Source organism: Psychrobacter pacificensis (genome assembly GCF_018336615.1).
Taxonomy (GTDB): Bacteria; Pseudomonadota; Gammaproteobacteria; order Pseudomonadales; family Moraxellaceae; genus Psychrobacter; species Psychrobacter pacificensis.
In genome coordinates this window covers 764,943-784,225 of the sequence record NZ_CP048752.1, presented here as the reverse complement: position 1 = coordinate 784,225, position 19,283 = coordinate 764,943, and the positions used below count along the sequence as shown (strand labels likewise).

At 43.1% G+C, this 19,283-nt stretch carries 16 protein-coding genes; 5 read left to right on the top strand and 11 right to left on the bottom strand.

Annotation, left to right across the window (positions count from 1 at the left end):
• Window positions 1-45: 45 nt before the first annotated feature.
• From GYK50_RS03410 to GYK50_RS03395, 4 genes are all read right to left on the bottom strand, one after another.
• Window positions 46-1,680, bottom strand: a complete 1,635-nt coding sequence (locus GYK50_RS03410; RefSeq protein WP_212564275.1) for a CTP synthase — start codon at window positions 1,678-1,680, stop codon at window positions 46-48.
• 230 nt (window positions 1,681-1,910) lie between these two features.
• Window positions 1,911-2,996: a porin gene (locus tag GYK50_RS03405; protein ID WP_134292215.1), complete on the bottom strand. Its 1,086-nt coding sequence runs from the start codon at window positions 2,994-2,996 to the stop codon at window positions 1,911-1,913.
• Between the two features lie 297 nt (window positions 2,997-3,293).
• Window positions 3,294-4,403 (bottom strand): porin, encoded by a 1,110-nt coding sequence (locus GYK50_RS03400; RefSeq protein ID WP_071002135.1) that lies wholly within the window; start codon window positions 4,401-4,403, stop codon window positions 3,294-3,296.
• A 610-nt stretch (window positions 4,404-5,013) separates the two neighbouring features.
• Window positions 5,014-7,212 (bottom strand): malate synthase G, encoded by a 2,199-nt coding sequence (locus GYK50_RS03395; RefSeq protein ID WP_212564274.1) that lies wholly within the window; start codon window positions 7,210-7,212, stop codon window positions 5,014-5,016.
• Between the two features lie 872 nt (window positions 7,213-8,084).
• Between GYK50_RS03395 and GYK50_RS03390 the strand changes: the two genes are divergently transcribed.
• Window positions 8,085-8,741 (top strand): MiaE family protein, encoded by a 657-nt coding sequence (locus GYK50_RS03390; protein ID WP_058024125.1) that lies wholly within the window; start codon window positions 8,085-8,087, stop codon window positions 8,739-8,741.
• Between the two features lie 173 nt (window positions 8,742-8,914).
• Here the strand turns inward: GYK50_RS03390 and GYK50_RS03385 are convergent, their stop codons facing one another.
• From GYK50_RS03385 to mtgA, 6 genes are all read right to left on the bottom strand, one after another.
• Window positions 8,915-9,109 (bottom strand): hypothetical protein, encoded by a 195-nt coding sequence (locus GYK50_RS03385; protein WP_212564273.1) that lies wholly within the window; start codon window positions 9,107-9,109, stop codon window positions 8,915-8,917.
• A gap of 131 nt (window positions 9,110-9,240) precedes the next feature.
• Window positions 9,241-9,600 (bottom strand): hypothetical protein, encoded by a 360-nt coding sequence (locus GYK50_RS03380; RefSeq protein ID WP_071002138.1) that lies wholly within the window; start codon window positions 9,598-9,600, stop codon window positions 9,241-9,243.
• A 58-nt stretch (window positions 9,601-9,658) separates the two neighbouring features.
• Window positions 9,659-9,904 (bottom strand): hypothetical protein, encoded by a 246-nt coding sequence (locus GYK50_RS03375; RefSeq protein WP_071002139.1) that lies wholly within the window; start codon window positions 9,902-9,904, stop codon window positions 9,659-9,661.
• Between the two features lie 69 nt (window positions 9,905-9,973).
• Complete coding sequence (locus GYK50_RS03370; protein ID WP_167337591.1) at window positions 9,974-10,144, bottom strand: hypothetical protein; 171 nt, start codon at window positions 10,142-10,144, stop codon at window positions 9,974-9,976.
• 360 nt (window positions 10,145-10,504) lie between these two features.
• On the bottom strand, window positions 10,505-12,649 hold the full coding sequence (ppk1, locus tag GYK50_RS03365) for a polyphosphate kinase 1 (RefSeq protein ID WP_223333326.1): 2,145 nt from the start codon (window positions 12,647-12,649) through the stop codon (window positions 10,505-10,507).
• A 357-nt stretch (window positions 12,650-13,006) separates the two neighbouring features.
• Window positions 13,007-13,693, bottom strand: a complete 687-nt coding sequence (gene mtgA, locus GYK50_RS03360; protein ID WP_186473901.1) for a monofunctional biosynthetic peptidoglycan transglycosylase — start codon at window positions 13,691-13,693, stop codon at window positions 13,007-13,009.
• A 289-nt stretch (window positions 13,694-13,982) separates the two neighbouring features.
• Between mtgA and GYK50_RS03355 the strand changes: the two genes are divergently transcribed.
• The 4 genes from GYK50_RS03355 (at window position 13,983) to GYK50_RS03340 (ending at window position 17,605) form a co-directional block, all read left to right on the top strand.
• Entirely contained in the window at window positions 13,983-14,294 is a 312-nt protein-coding gene (locus GYK50_RS03355; protein WP_186473900.1) for a glutaredoxin family protein, read from the top strand.
• Window positions 14,295-14,332: 38 nt separating this feature from the next.
• Complete coding sequence (locus tag GYK50_RS03350) at window positions 14,333-15,520, top strand: alpha-hydroxy acid oxidase (protein ID WP_212564271.1); 1,188 nt, start codon at window positions 14,333-14,335, stop codon at window positions 15,518-15,520.
• Window positions 15,521-15,626: 106 nt separating this feature from the next.
• Window positions 15,627-16,649 (top strand): rhomboid family intramembrane serine protease, encoded by a 1,023-nt coding sequence (locus GYK50_RS03345; protein ID WP_071002142.1) that lies wholly within the window; start codon window positions 15,627-15,629, stop codon window positions 16,647-16,649.
• Window positions 16,650-16,789: 140 nt separating this feature from the next.
• Window positions 16,790-17,605 carry a MipA/OmpV family protein gene (locus tag GYK50_RS03340; RefSeq protein WP_212564270.1) on the top strand — a complete coding sequence of 272 codons (816 nt, stop codon included), beginning with the start codon at window positions 16,790-16,792 and terminating at the stop codon, window positions 17,603-17,605.
• 81 nt (window positions 17,606-17,686) lie between these two features.
• Here GYK50_RS03340 and fumC read toward each other — a convergent pair whose 3' ends face one another.
• Window positions 17,687-19,090 carry a class II fumarate hydratase gene (gene fumC, locus GYK50_RS03335; RefSeq protein WP_212564269.1) on the bottom strand — a complete coding sequence of 468 codons (1,404 nt, stop codon included), beginning with the start codon at window positions 19,088-19,090 and terminating at the stop codon, window positions 17,687-17,689.
• Window positions 19,091-19,283: the final 193 nt, after the last annotated feature.

The following is a 19,283-nucleotide window of genomic DNA, read 5'->3' as shown; positions in this document are numbered from 1 at the left end:
CTTTTACTTTACACTACATTATATAGAGTTACTCTATTATGAAGACTATTTTGCTTCGCTATGGTTCTTCGCCGCTTTGACAAAACTATTAAACAGTGGATGACCACCGCGTGGTGAGCTAGTAAATTCAGGATGGAACTGTACAGCAACAAACCATGGATGCTCGCTAATCTCTACCGACTCTACCAAATGCTGCTTGGCAGAATAACCAGATATAGTCATACCCGCTTGCTCTAATGGCTCAATATAACGGTTATTCATCTCATAACGATGGCGATGGCGCTCAGTGATATTGTTAGCACCATAAATCTGAGCAAGCTTGCTACCAGAAACCAGCTCTGCTTGCTGCGCGCCTAGGCGCATGGTGCCGCCAAGATCTGAATCATCGCTACGAATCTGTAGCTCGCCGCGCTCATCCAACCATTCGGTAATCAGACCAATGATAGGCTCCGCGCTTTTGCGGTCAAATTCAGATGAATTGGCATCGATTTTTAGCACGTTACGGGCATATTCAATGACTGCCAGCTGCATACCTAAGCAAATACCCAAGTACGGTACGTTGTTTTCACGCGCATAGGTGACGGCTTTTAGCTTACCGACTGTGCCACGCTCACCAAAACCACCTGGAACCAAGATAGCATCGGCTTGCTTTAAGCGCGCAAACAGGCTGTCATCTGTTTCTAGACGTTCAGCATCAATATAGTCGATGTCGACAGACACCTGATGGGTAAAGCCAGCGTGCAATAACGCTTCGTTGATAGACTTATAAGCATCAGGTAGCTCGACATATTTGCCAACCATAGCGACAGTGACTGTCGACTCTGGGTTGAGCTGTGCTTCGACCACTTTGTCCCAATCGCTAAGATCTGCTTCTGGCACATCAAGACCAAAACGCTCACAGATAAGATCATCAAGGTCTTGCTCATGTAGCGTGCGCGGGATCTGATAGATACTTTGTGCATCTTCACACATGATAACGGCACGCTCTTCTACATTGGTAAACAGTGCAATCTTACGGCGATTGTCAGGCGAGATATGATGATCAGAGCGGCAGATTAAGATATCAGGCTGTAGACCGATAGAACGCAGCTCTTTTACTGAATGCTGCGTTGGCTTGGTTTTAGTCTCACCAGCACTAGCAATATACGGTACCAGCGTTAGATGCATTAGCATGGCTCTATTACGACCAAGCTCTACTTGCATCTGACGGACAGCTTCCATAAAAGGAAGGGATTCGATATCACCGACGGTACCGCCAATCTCAATAATAGCAATATCATATCCTTCGCCGCTCGCGAGGATTTTGTTTTTGATTTCATCGGTAATATGCGGAATAACCTGTACCGTACCGCCAAGGTATTCACCGCGACGTTCTTTATTTAAAACATTTTGATAAATACGGCCACTGGTGAAGTTATTACTTTTACTCATTTTTGAGTGACGTAAAAAACGCTCATAATAACCCAAATCCAAATCTGTCTCTGCGCCATCTTCGGTGACGAACACCTCACCATGCTGAAACGGACTCATCGTACCTGGATCGACGTTAATATACGGATCCATTTTGGTCATCGTGACAGTCACGCCACGTGCTTCTAAGACCGCTGCAAGAGAGGCTGCGGTGATACCTTTTCCTAGTGAGGACACTACCCCACCGGTCACAAATATAAACTTGGTCATAGTACTCTGTCGGTAATTGGTAAAGAAGGATTTTACTAAAAATACGCTACAAAATATAGGGCAAAAGCGCAAACTCTTTAAAACACTCAGTTTTTAACGCTTAATTGTCATAAGTGCGTAATCATCGTAAATACGTAGCTATTATAACCCACTGCGGCTTTAAAAAGGTCACAACAAAAAAACTCACCCCGAAGGATGAGTTTTTTATAATACGTTTTCTAATGTTTAGATTAGAATTTGTATTCAATACCCGTACCTACAATCAAGTCATCTTTGTTATTGTCACGGCTGATTTGCCCTGCATAAATATGACCCGTGGTCGCTTTATTGAATGCATATTCTCCACCAACTGCGATTTCATTTACATCAGCATCTTTTACGCCTTTTTCGTCAGTGGTATTAACATACTGTGCTTTAACTGCCCAAGGTGTTGCACCAACTTTATATTTACCACTAATTAGCCAAGATTTTTCATCTTCACTGGCTTTGTTAACGCGGTTGTTGTTAACGATGCTATAATTATCGTAGTATTGGCTTTGTTGGTATAGAGCACCTAAAGTTAAGCCCGAAACCATATTCATTTTGCCCATATCTAAACCAGCAACCAAACGCCACGTATTATCAATCACGCCAGTATTTACATTGTTAGCACCCATGTCTTTGTCATAAGCACCGGCTAGATAAACACCATTTTTGTCATAGGCTAATAAAGCAGAATAACCGTTATCTTTTACTTTTCTATCACGATAGACTGCAGGCTTCGTACCAGATGCTGCGGAAACGAGAATATCACCGTCGGCATCAGTTTCTGATAATGCGGTAGCTGCCATAAAACTCACTGGCATACCGACAATAACAGGTGATTGATAGGCCACCATATTGTTAGCACGGTATTCACCTGAAACACCCGCATTTTTAATATCAAATAAGCTATCATTAAACACGTCAACTTTGTTTTGTGCAAGTTTCAATGGGGTATCATGGCGTCCCGCTAGTACAGTACCTAAAGTGTTGTGGGCTAAGCCTACATAAGTATTACGTGATCTAAACTGTTGGCTATCGTCATCATGGTAGATTTGATATTCTAATTGATAAATAAGTTTAGTGGTATCAGTTAAATCGTCGTCACCTTTAAAACCGATACGTGATTGATTAGAGTTAAGTTTAAATGTATCTTCATCTGTCTTGTTAGCTGCATCGTAGTCTGTACTAACATAATCTAAGGTTAAAAATGCTTTACCATATACAGTTGGAGCAGCATGGGCAGCAGAAACTGAAAGTGCAGCGACGGCTGTGGCTAAAAGTAATTTTTTCAAAGGATATCTCCACTTTACGATTTGAGTGATAAATGGTCTAAGATCATTAGATATATAATGGCAGGGTGACTACCCTATAGAACATTTATATATATGAGCTAGAAGCATTACTTAGACACAACTTTACCAACCAAATATTACAGTAAGGTGAAAAAACCAAAATTTACACAAATGTTATTATTAATTTTACGGATTCTGTTATTTAAGACACGCTGTTGTTCAAGACACAGTATTGATTACAAAACAAAAAAACCCACCCCGAAGGATGAGTTTTTTATTTAGATTCTAATGGTTAGACTAGAATAAGTATTCTAGACCGCCACCGATAGCGAGTACATCAATATCACCACGTAAGTCGATTTCATTAACATTGCCGTCTTCGTCTCTCGAACCAAAACGACCATTGTTTAATTCCGCTGAATTTAGACCAGCATAGGCATGAGCGATCATATTATTTTTAAACGCATATTTGCCACCTACAACGACTTGATTTGAGTCATTATTCTCAAGACCACTGATATTGTCGGTTTTGTCATACTGAATATAAACAGAGGCTGGACGGGCAAAATTCGAAAGACCCATTTCAGCACTCACCACTAAACCGTCCTCTGTTGCAGTAGTAGTACCGGCATAGTCAGCTTCTTGATATAGAACGCCTAACTTTACAGGAGCTGCGATATATTTACCTAAATCGACGCTAGCACTGCCACGGATAATATCACCACTAACACTCATGTCTTGCTCATAAGCAATACCAGCGGTAATGCCTGTACCTGGATCAAACATCAATGAGGCACCATAGCCTGCGTCACGACCACTCTCAGATATAAAGTCTTCATCAGCACCATACATCAGCGCAAGCGCTAATGGTAGATCGTTGTATTTAGGAGCAAACCAGATGATAGAGTTGTTGATACGGTTACCAACGGTCGGGGTCAAAATATTAGCAAAGCTGTCGTTGTTGTTCAGAGTACTAGAGCCAAGATTATCCCAATAACCTTCATTAACTGATACGTTATTGATATAGTCAATGACTGTGTAGTTACGACCAAAACGGAACTGACCGAAGTCTTTGTTTACTAGACCAAGATAAGTGTCACGGCTTTTGAAGCCAATGTTATCGCTACCACTATCATCAACTTTAACGCCGTACTCTAATTGGTAAATTACGTCAGTGTTGGCCGTTATCGCTTCAGAGCCTCTGAAGCCTAAACGTGAAATATTAGAATTAACTTGTAATGAACCGTTGTCTTCATTAATTCTGTTATTATTATCCATATTCTGACCATCAATTTCAGCATTAACGTAATCAGTAGTAACGAATACTTTACCATAAACGGTAGGTGCTGCCTGTGCGGCAGATACAGATAGGGCTGCGATTGCTGTAGCTAAAAGTAACTTTTTCATGGGGTATCTCCACTTTACAATTGTAGTAATGAGCAAGCCATTATTAGCTGGCGCCCATAATGGTATCGTCACAAATCCTCAAAGATATAATGTGTAACTGGCTACCAAGTTTAGTCAGAAACAAGTATGGCGAATTTCTATTACAGTTAAGATAAAAAACCATGACTCACATAACTGGGATTAAAAACGTAACTGCCATGTAAACTTAAGTCTTATGCGTCCTACTGCGTAACATCCGTTACCAAACTCATACTTCGAGTACAAGCATAACAACTTTGACATAATTTGCAACATATTTTTTCGCTTTTTCGATACCCCCAGTATCAAATGACAAGTCACCTATAAAATCCAAATAGCTACAAAAAAAAGCACTATCTACTCAAGCAGATAGCGCTTTTATTGATTAATATCATTACTTATAGTATTAAAATATTTTAATAAAAACAAAATAATTGCCCAAGAAATAGCGCTATCCATTGATAAATAAATAGCGCTTATGAAGAATCGACCAACGTATTTATGACATATTTAGCGTTACAAACGAGCAAGATTAGATACTACACCTTAGACTTCAGCATACGCTAAAATACCCATTGCTAAGCCGGCCTCTCTAAGCATTGGCTTTTAGATCAAGGCGCGCTTGATGCAACAATGGTTCAGTATAGCCGCTAGGTTGCGCGCGTCCTTTAAAGACCAAATCACAGGCTGCTTTAAATGCATAAGAGTTATCAAAGTTATCTGCCATTGGCTGGTAATCACTATCGCCTGCATTTTGCTCATCGACGACTTTTGCCATACGTTTCATTGTGTCCATCACTTGCTGCTCGCTTACCACATCATGATGTAACCAATTGGCAATATGCTGGCTAGAGATACGTAAGGTAGCACGATCTTCCATCAAGCCAACATCATTGATATCAGGTACTTTGGAACAGCCTACGCCTTGGTTTACCCAACGTACCACATACCCTAAGATACCTTGAGCATTATTTTCAAGCTCTTGCTGCTTCTCTTCTTCTGTCCAATTGGTATTTTTTGCCAATGGAATGGTCAAAATATCATCTAAGCTCGCACGCTCACGTGATTTAAGCGTATCTTGTACATCGGCCACGCTAACTTGATGATAGTGTATGCTGTGCAAGGTAGCGCCCGTTGGTGAGGGTACCCAAGCCGTACTGGCACCAGATTTCGGATGAGCCGCTTTGGTGTCCATCATCTCTTTCATCTCATCAGGTTTTGCCCACATACCTTTACCAATTTGAGCATGACCTTGCAGACCAGTCTCTAGACCGATATCAACGTTCCACTGCTCATACGCAGGTAGCCATGCTTGCGACTTCATGTCGCCTTTTGGCACGAACGGACCGGCATTCATACTGGTATGCATCTCATCACCCGTACGATCTAAGAAACCTGTATTAATAAAGATAACACGCTCTTTTGCTTGGCGAATCGCTTCTTTCAGATTGACTGTGGTACGGCGCTCTTCGTCCATGATACCGATTTTGAGCGTATTACGCTCTAGACCCAATAAGTCCTCTGATGCGTTGAACAAATCATTGGCCATTTTAACTTCTTCAGGGCCATGCATTTTTGGCTTCACAATATACATAGAGCCTTGGCGTGAGTTTGATAGCTCGTTTTTGCCTTTGATATCATTGAGTGACAATAGTGGCGTGATTAAACCATCCATTAAGCCTTCAAATATTTGCTCTTGGCCATTGCCTAAATCAACCAAAATTGCGGGGTTCTGCATGAGATGACCCACGTTACGAATCAAGAGTAGCGAACGACCTGGCAAAATCAGCTTACCGCCATCAGGTGTATTATATTCACGATCTGGGTTTTGTTTGCGAGTACGGGTTTTGCCACCTTTTTCAAAGGTCTCTTGTAGATCGCCGTTCATCAAGCCAAGCCAATTGCGATAGACTTCCACTTTTTCTTCTGCATCTACAGCAGCGACCGAATCTTCACAATCTTGAATCGCAGTCATGGCTGACTCAAGCAAGACATCTTTGATATTTGCTGGGTCATCTTTGCCAACTGGATGATTGGTATCTATTTGAATCTCAGCATGCAAGCCATTGTTTTTGAGCAAAATACCAGAGGGGCTATCTGCCTCGCCGACATAACCGACAAACTTAGCCGTATCTTTTAGCTCGGTACTGCTATCACCCTGTACGACTTCAAGCTTGCCATCGACTACTTTAAAACTGGTCACATCATTGTAAGAGCCTGATGCTAGTGTGAAATGCTCATCTAAAAATGCTTTGGCATAAGCGACAACAGCAGCACCGCGAGTAGGATTATAGCTACCACCCGCTTCTTGACCATTGTCACTACTGATAACATCGGTGCCATACAACGCATCATATAGGCTACCCCAACGTGCGTTGGTCGCATTTAATGCATAACGAGCGTTACGTACTGGTACGACCAGCTGCGGCCCTGCGATGTGCGCGATTTCGTCATCGACATTTTCTGTACTGACCGTAAAGTCATCACCTTCTGGCAACAGATATCCAATTTCCTTCAAAAACGCTTTATAAGCTGGATAATCGATTTCGCCATCTTTTGCAGGGTGTTGTAGGTGCCACTCATCAATCTGTGCTTGAATCTTGTCTCGAGTTTCTAGCAACGCTTTATTACGTGGCGTAAATTCCTTGATAACCTTCTCAAAACCTGACCAATAACTGTCTGAATCAACACCAACTTTTGGCAGCACTTCGTTTTCAATAAAGTCATACAACTGTTGGTCGATGGCAAGAATGCCTTTTTGAATGCGATTGGCGTTAGAAGACTGGCCCATGTCGTTATCCTTATCTATTGGTGAGTATTGGTAATACTAAATTGCTACAGCGACTATTTAAGACACGTTATTTTTATCAACAATTATTTATACAATGAAAGATATCATTGCTACCTACGACAACCTATGGTATTTAATGCTGATAAATAATTATTCATTAAAGAGTTTTTCATCAGCCCTAAAATAGACTGTATAAATCTTCTGTTTTGATACAAGAATTGTCATTGGTATAATGCTTGCGATTCTCTACTAAGTGCTATTGATAGCAAGACACTGTGACTAAAGAGCAAAATCTCATCCTACTATCAAATAATAAAATAAACAAGCAAACGCCATTTAGAAAATAAATATTGGGGTTGTATAATAATGATATCGTATAAGACGTAAGCCTCACAGACCATGAATACTATCTAGAAATTAATGAATGCTCAGTTGAGACTAAACTGTAAGTAATCATTACCATTTATAGTTATATAGTGAAACCATTATAAAAATGGTATAGCAAGATTAAACGCTATTTTTCGCAGCCTCTGGAGACGCAGTCACAGCAAGCAAGAAAAGTAGCGTTTAATCGAGCGCGTTTCCTATGCTGTATCAATTTTATTGAGGTTCTACTATACTTAAATACTGTCCATGATCTAGACAACTTACTTAGCCGTAGTAACTGTAGCCCATTATTTTGAAAGCATCTATAAATTAGCTGCTTTAAACTCTCATTTATAAAAAAGCCCTTTTAGATTATGACTATAAACCAGCCCGACCTCTCGTCCTTACAATCATCAGCGCATGGTACTGATCACTACGATATTCATAAGGATAACCTCGAAAAAGAAGCGCCCTTTTCACCAGTAAATGTCGTTGACGAAAGCAGTATGGACGTAGGGGAAGACAGCGTCGATATTACGCATCTGCGTACTCCTATAAAGGTAGACCTATCCCCTATTTATAATTTTTTGGGTGCGCGCACGACGCAGGCGTGGGTAGATGCGGCTATAGATAACCTACCACTTATCATTCAGGATCATGCCAATTGCGAAAAAAAAGCCGCTGGCACTGCGATGAATTTGATATTTCGATATGAGTTCTCTTATGATTTGCAACGTAAATTGGCACAGCTCATACGTGAAGAGATGCTGCATTACGAGCAGGTGCTTGGCATCATGAACGAACGCGGCCAGGACTGGAAGTATTTGAGTGCAGGTCGCTATGCCAAGGGCATGCTGAAACATAAACGTACTTATGAGCCAGCAGCGATGGTCGATGTACTGATCATTGGGGCGTTCATTGAAGCGCGCTCTTGTGAACGCTTTGCAGCGTTGGCGGAAGTCATTGATGATGCGCGTTTAGCAAAATACTATCGCTATCTACTAAAGTCAGAGAGCCGCCATTTTGAGGATTACCTTGCGCTTGCCCAGTCATTATCAGATGATAATATCGATGAGCGCGTTGCATTTTTTAAAGAAGTAGAAGCAGAATTAATAGACAGTCCAGACGCGGAGCTACGCTTCCATAGTGGTACGCCTGCTTAATAGACAGGCATCATTCGTTTGTACTTTGAAATCTATAGGTTATAGACACAAAAAAGGCATTACCGTTATTCGGGTTATATTTGAACAACGGTAATGCCTCTTTATTTATGCTGATTATTTTCTGACGATCAGCGATACTTTTATGGATCAGAGATACTGGTATATAAATAGTATTACTTATCATCTTCCATCAATGGGCTGTCGTACTGCTTGTCACTCTTAGCCACATTATGCGGATCATGATCGCCTGCTGCTTTGTCTGCTGCCGCTGGATTTACTTTTTGTAGAGCGTCGTCTGGTACGATACCGTTGTTGTCATCTGCATCTTTTAGACTATACTCATCAGTGATGGGCTTGTCATTTGGCATATTTGTCTTACTCCCTATAATAACTATTCATCCAATATTGTAAGCGCCTTTAACTGCTATCTAAATAATGTAGATATCAGTCGATAATTACGCAAATATCATAGTCTTTTGCTCAGCTTTCTATTGTCGTTCTAGTCTTTATCATCAGGATTTAAGGTGCGAGTCTGAGCATTATCAACATTAGCATAGCGATTCATGTTGTTAATTTTTTGGCTATCAGGCCCTTCGCTTGCAACGGTGCTTTCATTGATATTATCATCAAAACCATTACCTGGTTGATCACGGCGATCTGGCTGGCGCGCTGGGTTATCACCATCATTGACGTGCTCAGACTCCACTACACCCTCTTCAAAAGTGTCGGTACCTTTATTTTCATTGACGTTTTCTTCGAGCTTCTCATGGTTTTTCACCGTTTGAGCACTGTCTAAAGTTTCATGCGTGTCCGTTTCTGCGATTCGAGTTTTACTTAAAGCAGGATCTCTGGTTTCCATTGTTTTGTCCTTATTATAATTATTGTTCGTATCGATAACATATTGTGCTTATCATTTGTTAGTCGTCTCGACTCAGATCATAAGCATTTAGGTCCGATACGTTTTTGCCACCCGCAGGCAGATTTTCTTCTTTGCGCGGGTCGACATAGACCTCGTCTGTCTCCTGTGAGGCTTGTTCCGGCCCATCTATATTTGGCTGGTACTTTCGGCCTTCGTAGCTGCCTTGAGGATTTTCTTGCGTCGTAACGGCGGGATCCTCTACAAGGAATTTTTCTTCAGTATTGTTTTTTTCTGGCATGGTCATGGCGTCTCCCTCGCATTATTTATTATCGTTATCTGATTAGTGCTTTGGACGTATGCTGCAAACACACTCTTATTTGTCAGTGCGTAGGTCATCCTCAATGAACGCTGTTTGCTCTTCTTCGCTTAGTGATTCAGGCGCATCGACTTTTTTGTTGTCTTCTAGATTTTTCTCAATCTCTTGACCGTTTGCTTGCTCTGCTGCTTTTTTGATGTCTGAGGTATCATTGTTCGTCGTACTCATGATTTATTCCTTATTTTTATTGTTGACTTAATTTAGAGTTTCTCCGGTGCGGTATCATTATGTACTCAGCCACTTTTAGTCAGTTGCTTTTGTTCAGTTACTTTTAGATAGATGAGTGATGAGGTTTTTGATAAAAATAATAAACTGCACCAGAACTGATGTTAATTATAGGTAGGATACTGTGAGATTCACCAGTGTACTGCCGTATCAATATGTGAATAAATGTGAGGTTACAACACAGTTTGTAACTTTTACAGCGCATTAACCAGAAAAACCAAGCACTGGTATGTACCAATACTTGGTTAAATAGTGTTTGACTAAATAGTGCTTGGTCAAATGATGAAGATAGCACTCAATCAGTTAGCTGGACTCTTCAACACCATTAATCACTTTCAATAAGTGCTCTTGAGCAACGTGTGGCACCTCCCCTGCTGCTGGCTGAAGCTGCTGCCAAACGCCTGTGCCATCCAGTGTCCACGCTTGCGTGTTGTCTTGTAAGTAATTGATCAAACCATCTTGATATATCTGCTTAAAAAGCTTCTTATTTTCGATTGGAAAGGCCACCTCAACGCGGTGGAACAGGTTACGATCCATCCAGTCTGCGCTGCCACAATACAAACGCTCATCCCCATTATTATAGAAATAATAAATACGAGTATGCTCCAAAAATCGGCCAATAATAGAGCGTACAGTGATGTTTTCAGACAGTCCTTTTACTTGCGGACGCAAGCAACACATAGAGCGCAGGATCAGCTCAATCTTGACACCTGCCTGCGAGGCGTCGTACAGCTTATCGATCAGGCGCCGCTCGGTCAAGGCATTGGCTTTGACGATAATATGAGCGCGCTTGCCTGCTTTAGCATGAGCAATTTCGTCATCGATAAAGCTCATTAGTTTTTCGTGCAACGTAAAAGGGGCATGTAGCAGTTTTTTGAGATTGGCAGGTTTGCCCATACCAGTGAGCTCTTGAAATATCTTATGCACATCTTCTGAGATATCAGGATCGGCACTGAATAAACCATAATCTGTATAGACCTTGGCATTGGCCGCATGATAGTTGCCTGTGCCTAGGTGGACATAGCGGCGGATTCGATCTTCTTCACGGCGCACGATGAGCATGAGCTTGGCATGGGTCTTGTAGCCGACGATGCCATAAACCACAACCGCACCTGCTTCTTGTAAATAGTTGGCGACAGCAATATTGGAAGCTTCATCGAAACGCGCACGCAACTCAATGACGGCAGTGACTTCTTTGCCGTTACGAGCGGCAGCGGCAAGCGCTTTGACGATCTCTGAATTGGTACCTGAGCGGTATAATGTCTGCTTGATCGCCAACACTTTGGGATCGCTAGCTGCCTGCCAAAGCAGATTAATAATGGGTGAAAATGCATGAAACGGATGATGCACGAGCACATCGCTTTTACGCATAGCGGCAAACATACTGGATGATTTATCTGATTTATCCATCTCTCGGCGAAAGGCTTTTGGCACGGCATAAGTAAATGGCTGATAACGCAGTCCCGGAATATTAAAATCAAACAATAAGCGCGTCAGATTCACAGGGCCATTGACACGATACAGCTGATTGTCATGCAACTCAAACTCGTTGAGCAGATACTCACTGATGTGCGCTGGACAGTCGGTTGTGACCTCAAGACGGACTTTGTCACCGAAGCGGCGATTTTCAAGCTCGCCTTCTAGCGCTTTGGCGATATCTTCTACATCATCCGCCAGATCTAAATCTGCATTACGCGTGAGCCTGAACTGATGACAACCCGTCACACTCATACCAGGGAACAGCTCACCGATATGCTCATGAATGATGGCTGATAGCATCACATGATGCTCTTTACCACCCGTTAGCTCATCTGGCAGACGAATCACACGCGGCAGACTGCGCGGCGCTGGTACAATCGCCAAGTTGATGTCGCGACCAAAAGCATCTTTGCCTTCTAATGTGGCAATAAAGTTCAGGCTTTTATTGACCAATCGCGGGAATGGATGCGCAGGATCAATGCTTATCGGCGTCAATACTGGCACGACTTGCTCGGTAAAATAACGCTTCATCCAAGCAGACTGCTCGGCATTGAGCTCATCACGTTTTAGGTAGCGGATATCCTCGAGCGCAAGAGCGGGCAAAATATCTTCATTCAGAATGCGATATTGCTCATTGATAGCGTCGTGAGTGATCGCAGAGATCTCGTTTAACACCTCGCTTGGGCGCATACCATGCGCACTGGTCGATACGTCACCGATATTGAGCTTTTGCATGATACCTGCAACACGAATCTCAAAGAATTCATCGAGATTCGATGAAAAAATAATGAGAAAAAACAAGCGCTCAAGCAGTGGGTGACGAGGACTGGCTGCCTGCGCCAATACACGCAGATGAAACTGTAATAAAGACAAATCTCGATTGATATAACTGCTGGGTGAATAGCTGCCGTCTTCTGAGCGTTGCCAGTCGATGTCGGTCAGATCATTATAGTTACTGCTTACGCTCATATTTTTATCAACGTTTTCGTTGCCATCTTCACTCACACTATTAACGTCGATAATCTCGTTCATATCACCGCTGTTCTGATTATTATTTATCTCTACCACGTTACTACTCCTTTTGCGTTATCGATGCGCCGTCGTCTTTATACTATCGTCTTAAAGGTTATTAACTATAGTCGGTTCACTATAAAATCGATACAATAAGATTAAACGCTATTTTTCTTGCTTGCTGTGACTATGTCTCCAGAGGCTGCGAAAAATAGCGTTTAATCAAATGAATTTATTATCCTGTATCGTTTTTATTTAGACTTAACTATATTATTCTTTCCCGTTATTCTTGTTGTTAAGGCTTCTTTTAAAAGATTAAGACGCTTGCGGTAATACGGCGTTTTTCATGCGTTTTTTGATAATACGTTGCTTGTTGCGCAAGCCTCTGTCACCTTGATTGTCTTCGTAATACTTCGGATTGGTAAGCATCCCAATGAGGAGCGCTGATTCGTCTCGGTTCAGATTGGCCGCAGATTTATCAAAATAATGGTGCGCGGCGGCATCGATACCATAGATACCATTACCAAATTCTGCCACATTGAGATAAGCGGTCAAGATACGCTCCTTGTCCCACAGTGTTTCTATCATGACAGTAATGACAGCTTCTTCTGCCTTACGTACATAAGAGCGATGCGAGGTCAAAAACAGGTTTTTTGCCAGCTGTTGGGTGATGGTTGAACCACCAGCGGACATTTTGCCCGTTTCTTCATTTTTCTTTTGTGCCGCTTTGATACCGTCGATATCGAAGCCATTGTGCTGGCTAAACGTGGAATCTTCACTCACGATCGCTGCTTGTTTGACAGACTTGGCGATGGCATCGTACTCAGCCCATGTCTGCGTGACCGTGCCACCCGTTAGGCGATGCGTCAACATAAACATGCTGTTGTTAATCGGCTGCGTTTTCCAGATTAGTAGTAGTCCGGTGACCAAAATATGGAATGCGACAACCAATAACATAATAGCCAATAACAGACGTTTGATAAACTTGCCAAAACTTGTCATGCGCGATATCCGAGTGATTAAAAAAGTAATAAGATAATATAGGTCATCTGCTAATAACTAAAAACAGCAACTATGAACCAATAGTCCTAAAATAGCTGTCATTGTCTTTTATTAACAAGCAGTCATTAGTAATGACCAGTAGCAGGTCATCTTACCTAATCTCACAATCGCTGTCATTATTTACACCAATTCTTTATGATGTAATAATAAACCAACTATTTTTTACTTTTTATCAAAATAGCCTAATAATCAGCATTTTTTGGCATACTTTAAGCTCAGAGATCTCACCATGCATAATAATAGTATAGAAGTATTACGAGCGCGTGTTATTGCCGCAAGCTCAAACCTCAATACTACTGAAAATAGCAATCAATGGTGGCTACTAGGGACCTCTGGTTGTCATTTGTGTGATATCGCTGAGCAAATACTTGCACAGTTTCAGTCGGTACAACCAATCACTTACCAAAATGTCGATATTGCAGACTTTGATGAGGCGCTTATGATGGATTTTGCCACATCTATCCCTGTGATTTTGACTCCATCACAGCGATTAAATTATCCGTTTTCAGTGATGGATTTGCAGCAACTGCTTACGTCATAACATCAAACCGTCTATACATTATTTGTAGTGAGGATCCTATGATAAATCTAGAAAAAATGACCGATATTGAAGATCTGCGCCGTGTCGCTGAGCGTAAAGTGCCGCGTATGTTCTATGACTATGTCGATTCAGGCTCGTGGACTGAGACCACCTATCGTAATAACGAGACTGACTTTGACCGTATCAAGCTGCGCCAGCGCGTATTGGTCGATATGGATAACCGCAGTCTGGCAACGAGTATGATCGGTGAGCCAGTCAAGATGCCTGTAGCCATTGCCCCAACGGGATTTACCGGCATGATGTGGGCAGATGGTGAGATACATGCCGCACGCGCCGCTGAAAAATTCGGCGTGCCCTTTTCACTATCGACCATGAGTATCTGCTCTATCGAAGATGTCGCCACTCATACTAGTAAGCCGTTTTGGTTTCAGCTCTATGTCATGCGTGATCAAGCATTTATGGCCAATCTGATTCGCCGTGCCAAAGAGGCCAATTGCTCAGCACTTATCTTGACCGCCGACTTACAAGTGCTTGGACAACGTCACAAAGACATCAAAAATGGTCTATCCGCACCGCCTAAGCCAACACTAACCAATATCATAAACCTCATGACCAAGCCGCAATGGTGTATGAATATGCTGGGCACCAAACGTCGCACGTTTGGTAATATCGTCGGTCATGCACAAAATGTTGAGGATCTGTCATCACTCTCTGCGTGGACCGCTGAGCAATTCGATCCGCGTCTGAGCTGGGACGATGTGGCGCGTATCAAAGACATGTGGGGCGGTAAACTTATCATAAAAGGTATCATGGAGCCTGAAGATGCTATTATGGCAGCTCGCAGTGGCGCGGATGCCCTAGTCGTCTCAAACCATGGCGGTCGTCAATTGGATGGCGCGTTATCTTCTATCTCTGCCCTCGCAGACATCGTACAGGCAGTACAAGCCGAAAACAGCGATATCGAGGTATGGCTAGACAGTGGCGTTCGCTCTGGTCAAGATGTACTAAAGGCTATCGCATTGGGCGCAAAAGGCACGATGATCGGTCGCGCTTTTCTCTACGGATTGGGAGCGTATGGTGAAGACGGGGTGCGCCGCGCGCTTGAGATTATCTATAAAGAGTGTGATATATCTATGGCATTCTCTGGTCATACCGATATCAATACTGTCACGGATAATATCTTGGTAAAAGGCACGTATGAAAACCTCAAAGTGGGTCGTTTTTAGAGCGGCTGATTGTAGAACAATCAACGTTTAAAACTGGCTATACATAACATAATTTGCTCATACCCTTTATACTGTCTCTATAACTTTTTGATGACAGTTAGCCTTTATGACCATTCAACAATTATTAAAAACAGCGCCCGTCACTACCCTGCTATTAGCCAGCTTTATCGGGCTATTTGTCATGCAGCTAGTCACGGGCGTCGATGCCAATAACCCGTCAACTGAAGCGTTAGTTAAATGGGGTGCCAACGCCTTACCCTTAACGATGATGGATGATCCATGGCGCTTGGTGAGTAGTGCGTTTTTGCACATTGGTCTCATGCATCTCCTATTTAACGGCTTTGCCATGTATTTTTTTGGGCAGATTGCCGAGCCGATATTTGGCTCAGCCAAGTTTTTGGCATTGTTTTTACTAGCAGCCATCGGTGGTAACTTGCTCAATAACTATGTCACATGGCAAAGTATCATAGAAGGAACAGGACAGCCCGGCCTATCAGCGGGAGCTTCTGGTGGTATCATGGGTATCGGTGCGGCGTTACTGATCGCTGCCCTGTTTAAAATATCGGTCAATGGCATGGTACTCAATCTCAAGAGCTTGATCATCATCATGGCGATTAATTTGGTTTATGGCTTTGCCGTACCGGGTATCGATAATGCCGGTCACATCGGCGGCGCGATTACTGGCTTGCTTATCGCCTTGCCTATTGCTCTCGTTTATCGTAAGCGAGAGCTGGCACAGCAAGCAGCTATGGCGCAAGCTCAGCAAGCTTATCAAAACGCGGTCCAAGCGAACTATGCAAGCAATCATCAGCCAAGCTATCAAACGAGCTTACACGATAATCAGCGCGGTAATCCGCCGCTTACCAATATATTTGCTGATAATAATATCCAAACCCCTGTAGACTTAAACAACACCGCAGATACTGCCGATTTCGACCAAAGTGGTGGCTATATAAATAACTACCCCACTTATATTGATCCCAAGAAATTTGCACCAGAGCCTGTTAACGTGAGCATAATCTGGCAACTATTGCCATGGCTTGCGATGCTGATTATTAGTATTGGCTTTGTCTGGTGGTGGCAAGATATTCATCAGCAAATCCTACAAGTGCTAAAAGCCATTGAGTAAATGCGCGTATTTATCTATCATTGCTAAATAACTACCAATAACAGCCGAATTATTTAGACCATTTATTCTTATTCGCTTTTTGCTCGTTTTTTACCTGATCTTACTACCCCGTTATTTATACTCACTTACGAGACCCAATTATGTTAAAACTTGCAGCGCAACCTCACTTCTCTACGCGAGCCATGCTGAGCACGTTAACTGCTACGGCATTACTCAGTGTGTCTAGCCTGTCTAGTGCCATCCCTTTTCTTAATAAAAACCTACCGACTGACAAAGACGCCGAATTGAGCGTTGGGGTCAATGTCATGGCGGTAAAATCCGCCTATGATCTCGAAGACAGCACTGAAGTGCGTGTGCTACCGGGCATTTTTTATGACAATAATAGGATCTATGCGCGCGGTGCTCAAGCGGGTGCGTACTTGATCAATGATGGTGTCAATCAGCTCTCTGCTTACGCGCAGCTCGCAGGGAATTCGTTTGATCCTGATGATGCTAATGGTGCCCTGCAAGGTCTCGATGAGCGTAAACTATCTGCAGAAGCAGGTATAAGCTACCAGCGTCGCACGCCTATCGGTGCGTTTCGTGGTCAGTTTGCGACCGATGTGTTGGACGAAAGTGGCGGTAATACTGGTCGCTTAACTTACCTTGCCAAGATCACGAGAAACAAGCTGACGGTCTATCCAAGCATCGGCTTTGAGTATCATGACGCGGCCTACAATGAATACTACTATGGCGTCAGTGAAGAAGAGTCAGCGGAGACAGGCGTTGCCGCTTATAAATCTAACTCGAGCTTGAATCCGTATGTCAGCGTTAGTGCCAACTACGACTTTAACGATAAATGGGCAGGGTTTGCCAATCAAAGCGTGAGCTATGTACCCAATGAGCAATATGATAGCCCAATGGTCGACTCACGTACTGAAGCGTCGACCACGCTTGGTTTGCTTTATAAGTTCTAATTAAGTTTAGTTTTTTGATAATAAAAAAGACCTTGCCAAATGACAAGGTCTTTTTACTATTCTAAAAAACTATTAGATAGCTTACTTAGGATGTACCATATCAGCAGGAATGACCCACTCATCAAACTGTGCTTCAGTTAATAGCTCTAGCTCAACCGCCACTTGCTTCAACGTTTTGTTTTCTTTATAAGCCGTCTTAGCGATTTTTGCTGCATTTTCATAACCAACATGACGGTTTAATGACGTCACTAGCATCAATGAGTTATGCAAGAAATCATCGATTTTGTCTTTTACTGGCTCGATACCAACGGCACAGTTCTCGTTAAAGCTGTTGCAAGCATCGCCAAGCAGCTTGATAGATTGCAACAAGTTAAATGCGATCACAGGCTTATACACGTTTAGCTCAAAGTTACCTGATGCGCCAGCTATGCTGATCGTCGTATCGTTACCCATCACTTGTGCCACAACCATGGTCATCGCTTCTGACTGCGTTGGGTTCACTTTACCTGGCATGATAGAAGAGCCTGGCTCGTTCTCTGGAATCGTCAACTCACCCAAACCACAACGAGGACCTGAAGCGAGCCAGCGTACGTCGTTAGCGATTTTATTGAGGCTACCTGCTAGGGTTTTTAGCGCGCCAGAAGCAAATACTTCGGCATCACGCGCCGCTAGTGCTTCAAATTTATTTGGGGATGTGACAAATGGCAAGCCCGTCAAAGTCGCTAGTTGCTCAGCTGCTTTTACGGCATAGTCAGGATGGGCGTTTAGACCAGTACCAACCGCAGTACCGCCTAGTGGCAATTCATATAGACCTTGTAGCGCGTTGTCGATACGAGTCAATGCGTGGTCAAGTTGGCTTACATAGCCGCTGAACTCTTGGCCTAGGGTCAAAGGCGTGGCGTCTTGTAAGTGCGTACGGCCGATTTTGACGATGCTATCGAACTCTTTGGACTTTTTATCTAAGGTATCACGTAGCGCTTTGACCGCTGGGATAAGTAAGCTGTTGATCTGACGCGCAGCTGCCACACGAATCGCCGTTGGGAAGCTGTCGTTGGTAGACTGTGCATGGTTCACATGGTCATTTGGGTGAATTGGCGTGTAGCTGCCACGCTCAGAACCCGCGATTTCGTTAGCACGGTTGGCCAGCACTTCGTTCATGTTCATGTTTGACTGCGTGCCAGAACCTGTCTGCCATACGACCAATGGGAACTGATCAACCAGACCACCATTGATGATTTCGTCAGCGGCTTGCACGATAAGATCACGCTTATCGCTTTCGATACGCTCTAGGCTGGCATTGGTAATCGCAGCGGCTTTTTTGACCAGTGCCATCGCTTCGATCATCGGACGCGGCAAAGTCTCGCCACCGATTTTGAAGTTTTCGCGGCTACGCTGTGTTTGCGCGCCCCAATAGGCATCAGCTGGGACTTCTACGTTACCCATGGTGTCTTTTTCGGTACGAGTTGCCTGATTCTGTGTCGACATAACTACCCTCTTTGATGGTTTGTTGTTTTATGACTGCTCTAAAAAATGCAACATCCGCTGCACATAAAGGAGAATACGATATAAAGTGGCGTTATGATAGCATGACTAAGGCGTATTGAATATTCACAAATCACTTTGGTCAATGCCTAAAAACGAATGTCTAGAAGCGCCCCTCATCAATCTGATATATCAT